The 12,109-nt window shown below is 50.6% G+C and carries 7 protein-coding genes; 2 read left to right on the top strand and 5 right to left on the bottom strand.

Features of this window, described 5'->3' with window-relative positions:
- Nucleotides 1-304 precede the first annotated feature (304 nt).
- Nucleotides 305-2,176 carry a diguanylate cyclase domain-containing protein gene (locus L6H65_RS02675; RefSeq protein WP_236338809.1) on the bottom strand — a complete coding sequence of 624 codons (1,872 nt, stop codon included), beginning with the start codon at nucleotides 2,174-2,176 and terminating at the stop codon, nucleotides 305-307.
- Nucleotides 2,177-2,431: 255 nt separating this feature from the next.
- On the opposite strand from L6H65_RS02675, the gene L6H65_RS02670 reads away from it, so the two are divergent.
- Nucleotides 2,432-4,726 carry an ATP-dependent DNA helicase gene (locus L6H65_RS02670; RefSeq protein WP_236338807.1) on the top strand — a complete coding sequence of 765 codons (2,295 nt, stop codon included), beginning with the start codon at nucleotides 2,432-2,434 and terminating at the stop codon, nucleotides 4,724-4,726.
- Nucleotides 4,727-4,801: 75 nt separating this feature from the next.
- Here L6H65_RS02670 and L6H65_RS02665 read toward each other — a convergent pair whose 3' ends face one another.
- Nucleotides 4,802-5,263: a GNAT family N-acetyltransferase gene (locus tag L6H65_RS02665; RefSeq protein WP_236338805.1), complete on the bottom strand. Its 462-nt coding sequence runs from the start codon at nucleotides 5,261-5,263 to the stop codon at nucleotides 4,802-4,804.
- A 610-nt stretch (nucleotides 5,264-5,873) separates the two neighbouring features.
- Here L6H65_RS02665 and L6H65_RS02660 point away from each other — a divergent pair.
- Nucleotides 5,874-8,801, top strand: coding sequence for a M6 family metalloprotease domain-containing protein (locus L6H65_RS02660; protein WP_236338804.1), 2,928 nt, complete (start codon nucleotides 5,874-5,876; stop codon nucleotides 8,799-8,801).
- 141 nt (nucleotides 8,802-8,942) lie between these two features.
- Here the strand turns inward: L6H65_RS02660 and L6H65_RS02655 are convergent, their stop codons facing one another.
- The 3 genes from L6H65_RS02655 to L6H65_RS02645 all read right to left on the bottom strand — a co-directional run.
- Nucleotides 8,943-10,541, bottom strand: a complete 1,599-nt coding sequence (locus tag L6H65_RS02655; protein ID WP_236338802.1) for a glycosyltransferase family 2 protein — start codon at nucleotides 10,539-10,541, stop codon at nucleotides 8,943-8,945.
- Nucleotides 10,534-11,634 carry a tetratricopeptide repeat-containing glycosyltransferase family 2 protein gene (locus L6H65_RS02650; RefSeq protein WP_236338800.1) on the bottom strand — a complete coding sequence of 367 codons (1,101 nt, stop codon included), beginning with the start codon at nucleotides 11,632-11,634 and terminating at the stop codon, nucleotides 10,534-10,536. Before L6H65_RS02650 ends, L6H65_RS02655 begins: the two co-directional genes overlap by 8 nt.
- Before the next feature lie 52 nt (nucleotides 11,635-11,686).
- Nucleotides 11,687-12,109, bottom strand: a 423-nt coding sequence (locus L6H65_RS02645) for a BclA C-terminal domain-containing protein (protein ID WP_443093979.1), incomplete at its 5' end; no start/stop codon positions are given.

Here is a 12,109-nt window from a genome sequence, read left to right as displayed (position 1 = left end):
GAATCCGCGTAGGCTGTAGCTGTAAAGCGGAAAAACCGCCTTACGGCACGGAAAAATGGCGTGCGGTGCGCTGTAAGCTTGAAAAACGAGCTTACAGCAGCTCAAAAGCAATGGAATCCGCGTAGGCGGTAGCTGTAAGGGCTGGCTGAAGCTGCAAAGCGGAATCAACAACAGGGTTGCTTATCGTTTAGCCTCGCAATGAAACGGAAGGAAGTACTGTGAGCAGCAATAGGCTGGCTTGAGCTCTGCAGCAGCAGCAGCAGAGTTCAAGCGTCCCATTCCTATCAGTCATAATTCGGTCTATTCAGTTCGAATAGACCTGGTTCCGTCCCATTGATTTGGCCTTGTACAGATTCTGATCGGCCAGATCAATGATGACATGATGATTCGTATTCGGCTCGGGGTTGATAGTAGCTGCCCCAATGCTAACTGTGACATCGCCGGATGCCAGAGATTGGGTGTGGGGTATGCCCAGCTCCCGAACCGCTGTGCAGAGAATCTGCGCCATGGCCAGCGCATTCTCTTTGTTGCAGCCTGGCATTACGACAGCGAATTCCTCTCCGCCATAGCGGGCTGTCAATCCCTGATGAGGCGAGAGGCTGGCTTTGATCGCCCGTGCAACTTCCTTCAGGCAGTGGTCGCCTTGGATGTGGCCATTCGCATCGTTGTACAGCTTGAAGTAATCGATATCGATTAGTAGAAGCGTGAGCGGGGCCTTCTTCTTGGCGCACTGGATAAGCTGGCTGTTCAAAAAGTCATCGAAATGTCTGCGATTTGACACGTTCGTAAGACCGTCCACGAGAGACCATTCCTGCAGCTGGCGGTTCAATTCCTCCAGCTTCTTGTTGGATTCTTCGATGACGAGTGTGCGCTCATGCACTTTCTTATCGAGACTTTCATTCCATTCGGTGAGCTGCTGTGCAAGCTGTTCCGCCATATTGAAGGATGTAGACAATTTCTTCGACAGTACGAGCGAGAAGCAGACGATGAAGGTCGCGACACCAAGAGAGTGGAAGCTCTGCCACGAATAGCGCTGCAGAATAAACCCTGACAGGTCGAATAGTGACGTCAGTACAAAGGCAGAGAATCCGACAAGAGCGAAGACAGCTCCATCCCGTTTCCGATAGGTAGCCCGCAGCAGCAGTAAAACCGCATATGCAAGTGAGATGACAATAAAAATCTGATAATAAAGCAAGAACAGGTAGTAGATATCCGCACTGACAATGATCGTCAGGATCGTATAGGAACCAGCTAGAATGAAAGAGATCTTGGTGAACAATGCAGAGGATTCCTCTGGAAACAGTCGTTGAAGAAACAATGCGAATAAAGGCACCATTAAATAGAGGCAGCTGTATTCGATCTTCATGGCGACCTCCCAAGGGAAGTCCGGGAACAGCTTCGTAAAGAACACTTCGCCTACGAGTGTATTCCGCAAGGAAACGACAGAGCAGAACAGTCCGAAACAGAGCATCGATGTATTCTTGTTGCGGAAGAAGCTTAGTCCGATATGATAGATGCCTGCTAATAACAAGATACCGAACAGGATGAACTGGACTGCGATGTTGCGGTCATGGTTCTTCTGTACTGCGGAAGAGGAGCCGTAGAGCAATGGTTCGAGCATTCCGCCCGCATAATTATGGTAGTTTGATATTTGGAGCACAAGCTGTACATGCTGGGTTGGGGCGCTGAAATAAATGACCTCTGTGCTCTTGTACGGGACACTTTGCTTAGAATCTGTTCCGACTTCGCCGCTAACCGCCAGAAGCTGATTATTCACCCATAGCTTGTAATTGGAATACATCACGGGTACAAGAATGCCCTTGGTTTGCTCCGGTTCAGCAACTTGCATATCCAGCACGAAGGTCGCGTACCCAGTGCGAGGGAGGTTATTGCCATTCAGCTTGTATTTGTACCAATTGCTTGGCATTTCAAGGTAATCTGTCTGCTCTCCGATGCCTGATTCAATATCGGAAGGCTCAAGCAGCTGGTTCCAATAGAACGACCATTCGCCATTGAGTAGAATCAACTGATCCTTCTCCAGCGTGAGCTGCCTGGCATCGAGAAGTCCTGAGGCTGCCCTTGGTTCTATGTCCAGCTCATCGGATGTAGTGGAACAACCGGTGAGCATGACGATAACAAGTACAATTGGAAGTGACAGGTATGCACGGAATGTCATATGTATAGCCCCCCTTTGGTTTCTTTGTTTGGAGGTCCTGCAATTTGTTATCTTTACAAAATTCGACAAAGCTCGTCGTTTCCCTCTAAGCACATAGGCGCTTCTACACAATAATATAGGAAAATATATTCATCCCCCGGTATAAACCTGTTCCTTATCAGTTCTGGGAATTATTGTGGGAGCTATTCATGGGAACATATGTGTGGTATTTTATAGGGGAACGTATTTCTATCTCAATTGATATGGGGCATAAAGATGTCGGAATGTATTGCAATCTCCGTAAGGTCTCTGGTGGAGTATGTCTATCGAAGCGGGGATATCGAGTCCGGATTTCGAACGTCTGCTGCGCTGACAGAGGGTACGAAAATCCATCAGAACATACAGAAGCAATATAGCGAGCACGATGAGAAGGAAGTGTATCTGTCTGCTGAAATTATGTACAATGAGCTGAGGTTTGTCATTGACGGCCGCTGCGACGGCATTCTCGCGACAGAGGATGGCTGGACCATTGACGAGATCAAATCGACTTCGATCAGCCTGGACGTTATGACGAGGCAGCGGCATCCGGTTCATTGGGCGCAGGCCAAATGCTATGCGTACATGGTTGCCATAGCGCGCGAGGCTAGCCGAATGCGTGTTCAGCTTACCTATGTGCATACCGCAACGGAGGAACAGAAGCGGTTCGTTGAAGAGTGGACAATTGAAGAACTGGAGCTCTTCATGCGGGAGATGGTGGGAGGCTATTATCCGTATGCCAAGCTGAGGACAGAGCATGAGCGGGAGCGGGACAGGAGCATGAAGGAGCTTCCGTTTCCTTTTGACAATTATCGTGAAGGTCAGCGGAAGCTGGCTGGGGCAGTATATCAATCGATTGCGGATGGGCATAAGCTGTTCGCCAGAGCGCCGACGGGCATTGGGAAGACGATATCCACGCTGTTTCCCTCCATGAAGGCGATAGGTGAAGGGTTGCTGAAGCGGGTTTTCTACCTGACGGCAAGGACAATTACGAGAACCGCCGCAGAAGAAGCGCTTGCGCTTATGCGCTTTAAGGGGCTGCATATGCATGCGGTTACGATTACTGCGAAGGAGAAGGCTTGTCTGCAGGATGAGATGATCTGCTCGAAGGAGCATTGTCCGTATGCGGATGGTTATTATGATCGGGTGAACGGCGCAATGCTCGATATGCTCTCGAACGAAGGGCTCATGAATCGAAAGGTAATCGAGCGGTATGCGATCAAGCATAGCGTTTGTCCGTTCGAGTTCTCGCTTGATGCTGCTTATGCTTCGGATGTGATAATTGGCGATTATAATTATATTTTTGACCCGCGGGTAAGCTTGAAGCGTCTCTTCGAGGAAGGGAAGCGGCAATCCGCTCTCTTGATCGACGAAGCGCATAACCTCGTAGATCGGGCGAGAGAGATGTATTCCAGTATGCTGAGGAAATCAGATTTTCTACTGCTGCAGCGAGCGTATAAAGGCGTTCATCCCGCTCTTCATGCCTCTGCCAAGGCTGTGAACGACTATTTCATAGCGCTGAGGAAACGGCAGGGCCAGAGCAGGGAGAATGTAGTGAAGGAATTGCCGCAGCCGCTGGTGGAACTGCTCGACGTATTCCTTGCAGGAGCGGAGCAGGAGCTTATCGCCTCCAGAGGAGGGCAAAGCGGCAATTCGCAGCTGTTGGATACTTATTATGCGGCAACAAGCTTCGTGAGAATAGCAAAGCTGTATGACGAGCGATATGTCACATACACAGAGGTCGCGCAGAACGAGGTTGAGATGAAGCTGTATTGTCTTGATCCATCGCACCAGCTTCAGCAGATGGGCAAGGGATATCGTTCGCATATCTTTTTCTCCGCGACGCTGTCACCCATTTCTTATTATATGGATGTATTGGGCGGTGATGGGGAGGGTGATTACTCGGTATCGGTACCATCCCCCTTCTCCCAGGAGCAGCTTCAGGTGTTCGTCAAGCCGCAATCTACCCGGTATCAGGATCGTGATCGTTCGATAGAGCCGATTGCTGCTCTTATACATGAGTTTGCCAGCAAGCGCCCCGGCAATTACCTGGTTTTCTTCCCATCCTATGAATATATGAATCGCGTGTATGAGATGTTCTTGCAGCAGGACCAGCAGTTGAGCACGATCGTTCAGCATGCGCATATGAGCGAGGAGGAACGGGAGAGCTTTCTTGCTGCCTTCCAAGCGGACCGGAATGGGACGTTCGTTGGATTCGCTGTTATGGGCGGTATATTCTCAGAGGGTATAGATTTGGTCGGTGACCGGCTGAACGGGGTTGTTATTGTTGGGGTTGGACTGCCGCAGCTCGGCCTGGAGCGCAATATTATGAAGGATTATTACAACGGGCAAGGCAAGAATGGGTATGATTACGCCTATGTGCTGCCGGGAATGAATAAGGTGCTGCAGGCAGGCGGCAGATTGATTCGATCCGAGCATGATCAGGGAAGGCTGCTGCTTATTGATGATCGCTATTTGCAGCCGCAGTACAATCGGCTGCTGCCGCAGGAATGGAAGGATTATACGATTCTCTAGCCTCACAACAATGAAGAAGCCTCTAAGACCAGCCTGCGAGCAGGCGCAGAATCGGTCAAAGAGGCTTGTTATGGATTAGGCGAGGCTTTTCTCAAACAGGTTGACGTTAAAGCCGTCGATGATGGAAGAGCCCGTAGGCTGATAGCCGTTATTTTGGAAGAGCTTCTGGGCGCCAACCTGATTCGTTAACGTGTCCAGATAGACGCTGCGGAATCCCAGTTCAATCGCGCGCTGCTCCAGCTGAGTCAATAATTGCTGGCCGTAGCCGCGTTTCTGGTAGCTGGGGTGGACACGGAGCCGTTTAATCTCCGCTCTCTCCCCGTCCAGCTTCTTCAGGCCGCCCATAGCGAGCACGATGCCATTGTCTCCTGTGCCGACAAGGAACTCCCCGCCGCTGTTCAAGTATTGTTCATTAATATGAAAAATATCGTGATAATGCTGATGGGTCGGCTCAACGCCCGCCTCGGAAATGACGAGTAAATGAACTCTCCATACATCATCATGGTCTACAGTAGAATATTGTCGAATGTTAAACATGGGACACTCTCCTTCGCTCTCTTCAAGAGGCTGGTAAATGAACGTTCTATTTCATATGCGTTTTATGTAATATTAACTGACATTAAATTTGTGTGCAAATAAAGAAAATTGATAAATTTGATCGATTTTTTATATATTTCATATTCAATTAGATTTCCATGTCATGTTTTGTGAACTGGAGTGTCCTTCAATGAACCGTTATGGTAGAATTTATAACATAGTCAAGGTCCCGGATTCGCATTGCCCTACAGGGCCGACAGGGACAGAACAGTTGTTTAAGCAGCGGCATGCGCTGGGGCTTTTGCAAAACCTCCTATGAGGCCATGCTTTTCTTAAACTTTTGTAAAACAGTGCTAAATCATGATGATTATTTGTTGTGTTGGGAGTACGATGAAATTGCGAATGAGCGCTTGCAGCAAAGGAGGTGAATTAGTAGAGGCTTCTTCTGGATCGGCAGCTTTGGCAGATTGCGAGTTTGACAGATTGGCAGCTTTACAGATCGGTAGATTGGCAGTTTGACAGATTGGTAGATTGACAGATTGACAGATTGACAGATTGACAGATTGACAGATTGGTAGATGGATAGAGTACTAGAATCGGAGGGAGAGAGATGAGAATGAGTTCTAAGGCATTAAGGTATACGACGAGTTTGGCAGTGATGCTGCTGGCCATGCTTGCACTGGCAGCGGTGGCTATGGCTATGCCGGCAAGACAAGAGGTGCAGAGCTTCGAGCAGCCTACCGGCGAGACCTTCACCGGCGTTCTGAAGGGCGACGAGCATTTGAACTGGGTAGAGACCGTTAGCGGAGAAGTGTTGGTGAGGGACGCCGCTAATTATTGGAACTACGCAGAGCCGGCGGCACAAGGGGTGCAGCCTGGCGGGGAGAAATACTTGATTGACGCGAAGCCGAAGCAGGCAGTCACTCAAGAAGAGATAGCGGGAATAGCAGAGGAGCACGCGGATGAGCTGAAGAAATCAGGGGACCCTGACGCCAGCGAGCCGAATGCGCTGCTGTCAATGCCGCATACGCAGCCTGTTCTGGTTCTGTTGATCGGATTTACAGATGCCAGTATCCAGTATTCCGATCAGTCATGGAGCGACACCTTCTTCAGCACGACGGCCAAGAGCGTCAAGGATTACTACGATGAGGTGTCTGAAGGCCAGTTCTCGCTCGTGCCGGTTAATGAAACTGCAGGTACGGCGAATGACGGCATTGTGAAGGTGAATCTGAGTTATGCGCATAGCGGCGATGATGAGAAATCGGTTCGGGATGCACTGCTTGCTGCTGACGCGAACATTAATTTCGCAGCTTACGATACGGATAACGATAATGTCATTTCGAATAAGGAGCTGCTTGTCGTTACGATTCTGGCGGGCTATGAAGCCAGCTATGATCAGCAATTGCCCAGTGTATGGGGGCATGTTATTGGCTTCTTCGATTTCTTCGTCCCACTGGATGGCAAATATTTCGAAGACTATTCTATGCAAGGCGAACGGCAAGGCGATCATAAAGCGACTATCGGCATATTGGCGCATGAAATCGGACATCTGCTTGGCCTGGTCGACTTATACGATACAGATGGCAGCTCTGCTGGAATCGGCCCTTACAGTATAATGGCCGGCGGTTCCTGGAATTCGCTCCCTGGTGAGTATTTAGGCGCTACGCCAGCGCATTTCGATGCATACAGCAAGCTGCTGCTTGGATTTGAGGAGGCGCATGTCATAGAGTCCCAAACAAGTGTCTCTTATACGCTGAACTCCATAGGAAGCGGGAATTATAATATCGCGAAGATTCCTACCTTGAATTCGGATCAATATTTTCTAGTGGAGAACCGGCAGAAGCAAGGGTATGATGGATCGCTTCCTTACACTGGCGGTATCGCGATATGGCATATAGATGAAACCAGAGGATCAAATTGGAATGATAATCGCAGACTGGTCGATATGGAGGAGGCCACCACAGGCAATCCGTTCTTCTATACCGGCAATGCGACGACATTCAACGCGACTACAACGCCGAACAGCGATCGGTATGTAGGCTACGGTACGGATCTTACCTATACGGGAATATCAATATCTACATTTTCCGGCAACGGCAATGCGATGAATATCAGTGCCTTCGGCGATTACCTGCTAGGACCTGATGCTCCGCCTAATTTCAATCTGGTTCATAAGACCAAGAGTACGGTGTATCTGTCATGGTACCGCTCTCCCGAGACCGTTAATTATGTTGTCTACCGGAATGGTGTTCCCTTCCATACAACAGCGGGTACGAGCGTGATCGATGTTGGCCGTGATGGCAATACAACCTATACGTATACAGTTAGAGCAAGGGATCAATATGAGAACTTGTCCCCTGCCAGCAGTGCCATTCAAGTAACGACGGAAAGCTCCGACAGCTCGACAGTGTATTATAATGGCGGCTTCACGAACCCCTATGTTCACTATCGATTGAATGATAGTGCGCCGTGGGTGGAAGTGCAAATGACGCCATCGGAAATTCCAGGCTATTGGAAGGCTGTTGTTCCTGTTATACAGTACAGCAGCATGGTTTATTTCCAGGAGGGCCAAGGAGGTCCGATTCAAGACAACAACGGTTACTATTATTATGCTTCATCGGGCATCGTAACATTCGAGACTTATATGTACTACGGCTTACCGCTGGGAGACAGACTGGCGCCGCTCGCTCCTGCGGGATTGACCAGTACAGGCGCTACCGCGACGAGCATCAACCTGTCGTGGTCGCCGTCATCGGACAACTATAGTGTGACGGGATATAAAGTGTATCAGGACGGGGTGGAGGCTGCCACGGTGACGAATACGACCTACGCTGTGAACGGGCTCACTGCATCGACCTCTTATAACTTTACGGTAAAAGCCTATGACGGCGCAGGCAATCTTTCGCCAGTGAGCAATACGCTAACGGCTTCTACAACTGCAGCAGGCAATTCGGTTACGATCTATTATAAGAAAGGCTTCACGACACCGTATATCCATTATCGTCCTGTGGGCGGTACTTGGACGACCTCTCCTGGCGTGTCGATGCCAGCCTCGGAAATTACAGGCTACAATAAGATTACAGTGAATGTAGGAACAGCGACAGGTCTGGAGGCCGTGTTCAACAATGGCTCCGGTACATGGGATAACAACGGCGGTCAGAACTATGTATTCCCGATTGGCACTTCCACATTCAATGCGGGTGTTATTACTTCGGGAGAGCCGCAGCCGAGCGGTATTGCGCTAGAGGTTACTGTGCCATTGAATACACCAGCTCATGCAACGCTCTATCTGACAGGTTCATTCAACAATTGGAACCCTGCCGACCCGGCGTACCAGTTGGTGAAGCAGAGCAATGGCAAATATACGCTGGCCTTCTCATTGCCCTCCGGAACGAATATGCAGTATAAAATAACTAGAGGCGCATGGAGCAATGTCGAGGTCAACAGCAACGGAAGCGATATTAACAACCGGACCTTCACGACTACAGGAGGAGCCGATGCGATTAATATTACCGTTCAGCGGTGGAAGGATCTATAGAAATTGAGTGAGAGAAGAGAGGGAGCCGTCAGAAGTCTGAGGGCTCCCTCTCTTCTCTCTATTAAAGGTTGTTGGGAAAGTCCACGAGGGCATTTACAGCGGGACGTGGTTCGCATCTGCCGGAGCGTGTTTCCCTCGCTTCTATTCTATCCATTCCACCAGTCGCGGATTCTCATCGAGTATAGATTGCACCTGCTCCCGCCAGCCGTAGATGCCATCAGGGTCGAGCCGCATGTTGCGGTTGAATTTGTCTAGTCTGTGGGCGGGCTGGGTCCAGCCAAGGTGCTTGAGCCTGAGCTCGGAGAGATGATGCGGGAATTTGAAAATATTATCTGGAAATCGGCCGCAATGCTGCGGCGTTTCCTTCCAGCTGTATGGGAAGCCGTAGCGGTATCGGAATAAGAAGGGACGGTATGTCAGGTGGGCTCGCCAATAGAGGTCGTCCCGATAATGGGTTTCGTTCCAGAAGTCGAACAGACGGAAGCAATAGAGGTCGATAGCAGTTTGGTTCAGCATGTCTGGGAGAGCGTCTGCGAACTTGGCTTCGAATATTTCATCGGCGTCCAGATTTAAGATCCACTCCGGGTTGGTCTTCAATGTTTCCGACCATTGCTGCTTGCGCAGCTCCACCTCATTGACGAACTTCGAGTCTGTGTTGCGAACTAGCCTAAGAGGGATGTCCTTGAGCAGCTCCTGACAAATCTCGGCGGTATCGTCCGAGCTTCCGTCGTCAATGATAACGGCTGCATGAATATAAGGAAGATGTGAGGTCAGGGCCCGTCTGAGATAGCGGGAGCCCTCATCCTTGACGACCATCGTGAGGGTTAGCGCGGCTTCTGAATTCGTTTGCGGACGGGGGGCGATGAGCGTTCTGGATTGCGAGTGGAAGACGGCTGCATTGGCGCTATCAATGGAGCGGCCATGAGAGGCTTCAAGCTGGTGTTCTGCAACGCCTGCAAGGTCGGAATCTCTGTAAATATGGTAGGCGGGGCAATGGGTGTCGACGAATAGCTTAAAGCCCAGCGCTGCAGCGCGAATGCAGAAGTGGCGGTCCTCTCCCCAGAAGGACAGATTGGATATGGGGCCGAAGTGAACGCCGCCCAGCAAGGCATGACGGCTGATTAGAGTACAAGCTCCGAGCCCGCCTACCTCATAGAGGCCGGGCGTTCTGAGCTGGGCAATGAACTGATTGTAGCGGCTGGCGGATTCGGTGTCGCTTAACTTCTCCCCGCGCTGGCGTTCGAATTGCTCATATTCGTCACGGAGCCATACTTGGGGCTGGGGGGCGGCGTTGGGCTGCCAGCGCGTCCAGAAGATTTCGGACACAATATCCCTGTCAGCGCGGACAAGGCAGTGAAGTGTATCAGGATGCAGGACCAAATCGGAATCGAGCAGAAACAAATAGTCGAATTGCTCCTGCAGGGCATGCTGGATCATATCATTTTTGAAGCCGGCAACCTTCCAGATAAGCCCTTCGTTCCAGTAATGGGCTTCCTCTGTTCGGACATACTCGTCCCTGCTGCGGTTGGCGGACGGGATGAGAGACACACGGCTTGCGGTATGGGCGAACAATCGAAGCAGCCCGCTGCTTCGTTCGTCCCGGTTATCGTCGATGAATATGAAGCTGACCTCAAACGAGCCTGTATCCAGACGGAGGAGAGAGCTCAGAGTTTCCCGCAGGATAGCGGGCTTCTGATAGACGGGGCAGCCGATTAGAACGGTGGTTTTGTCCTCAGGCATAGCTGTCGCTCTTGGTATCCGTTTTGTTAATGAGGGGGTGCAGATAGGAGCGGTTGTAGAGGATTCTACGGTCAGTTGGCCTGTATTCTCCGGCCTGCTCATTGTGCTGATAAGCCAGCTCGTAGTTGCCAAGCCGGTCATAGCAGACGCATAGCTGAAGATGTGGCAGCCAGGTGGAGCAGGAGCGGTTGGTGGGCCCCCATGATTGATCAGTCTGCGGGAGGGCGGCTGCTGTTTCGTACCAGTGGATGGCTGCGGTGAGATCATTCTTTTGCAGAAAATAATACCCTAGACGGCAGCAGGTATCCGCGCGCGGTGCGGCGTATTGGAGCGCTCTTAGCGTCGATTCCAGCTCATGCTGGTCATCCTTCAGCTCGTGGTAGCAGTCCGCCATTCGGCTGCAGCTGGCAAGCAGGTCCTCAATCCAGCAATCGCCGGTAGCAATGAATTTGTTGTAAAAGTTAATGGCTTCATCGTAGCGAGCGTGATCTTTGAGTTCATTGGCGTAGTAGAAGAGATCGCGAGGGGACAGCGCTTCGCCTGCGGTGATTCTTTTCTCATAAATCGTTATGTTCCTGTCGCTGTCATGGCGAAGGCTGCAGTGGGCTACGGCGATGTCGCTGTTTATCGTGCGGCCGTGAACTTGAAGGTATTCATGGACGGGGCCAACCCACTGGAATTGCTTTGATCTTTTGACCAGGCGGTTGCGTCTGATGGTGGATAGGGAGTTGCCGAATTCATCCGTGCTCAGAATATAGGGCATTGAGACGGAGTCGATGGAGGGGTCCAGTGTTAGAAGCAGGTCTGCGAATCTTTTCTGATCCCTCTGGCGAAGGACATCATCGGCATCCAGCCACAGGATATAATCCGAGGTTGCGAGGCTGAAAGCGAAGTTGCGGGCAGCGGCAAAATCATCGATCCATGTAAAATGGTGAATGCAATCGGTATATTGCTGGGCTACGGCAATGGTTTGGTCAGTAGAACCGGTGTCTACGATGATGATTTCATTGATATATGGCGCAATGGAGGACAAGCAGCGTCCAAGGGTGTCCTCCTCATTCTTAACAATCATGCATAAGCTTACAGATACCAAGTGGATCACTCCCGAGTGAGTGTTATAGATGATGGCTGCCTATTTGGCATGATTAGGAGAGACGAATAATCGTGACTGCAGCGCCTGCGCCGTTTCCTAATAATGTGACAAGCGCGGCGAGACCGAATAGCTGAAGCGAAACGGTAGAATTTGCAGCCAAGGTAAGAATAACGTCATTGTTAAAGGTTGAAAGACTGAGAATTGGGGTGACGGTTGAAGCGAGATTGGCGGCTCCGTTAACGATGAGGCGGGATCTAACGAGTAATGCGGTAGTTATGTTGATCTGATACGTAATATAGTATCTGCCAGCCGTGGTTATGGTGAAAACTTCGTTGGCTGCATTAATCGTAATGCCTGCTCCGATGTTCTGTGCGTTGGGCAGCGGGACATTGGTCCCCCCAAGCAATACCGTGATAATGCTCCCAGAGGTATTCGCCGCGAAAGCAGATGTACTGGTGGTGCTGTCGCCCGTGGC

Source organism: Paenibacillus plantiphilus (assembly GCF_927798095.1).
GTDB lineage: Bacteria > Bacillota > Bacilli > Paenibacillales > Paenibacillaceae > Paenibacillus_Z > Paenibacillus_Z plantiphilus.
This window is presented reverse-complemented; position numbering and strand designations above follow the sequence as displayed.